Genomic DNA, 530 nt, shown 5'->3' on the forward strand with positions numbered 1-530 from the left:
TGACGCGTTGATTCCGATTTGGGTTCGCAGCTTATTAGCACTCTCTATCGTTGTCATCACAGCGCCATTAATGCCAACAATGCCTACGGTTGAACTCTTCTCATTAACCTCTTTGTTTCTGGCATTTGAGCAAGCGATTTGGGGGGTGATGTTCGGTCTGATTCTGCACATGCTGTTTAACGTGTTCACCATGCTCGGCCAAACCATTTCTTTGCAGATGGGTTTGGGTATGGCAATGATGAACGACCCTGTGAATGGTCTGTCGGTGGCGATTCTAGGCCGTATCTTTTTGATTTTTTCGACCTTACTCTTTTTGTCACTAGAAGGGCACTTACTGGTGATCGACATCGTTATTCAGAGTTTTGTGGTGTGGCCTGTTGGCTCAGGCATCACGGCCCTATCACTACAAGGCGTGATCAATGTGTTTGGTTGGATGTTTGCGGCTTCTCTCGCACTTGCGCTGCCTGCCATCGTGTCAATGCTGTTGGCGAACATCAGCTTTGGTGTGATGAACCGCGCCGCACCGTCTC

The 530-nt window shown here is 48.9% G+C and carries 1 protein-coding gene; it reads left to right on the forward strand.

What is annotated here, in order from left to right; genetic code table 11:
- On the forward strand, nucleotides 1-530 hold a 530-nt coding region (locus R8N47_RS28135; protein ID WP_318186472.1), incomplete at both ends, for a flagellar biosynthetic protein FliR.

The organism is Vibrio sp. 2132-1 (assembly GCF_033344315.1).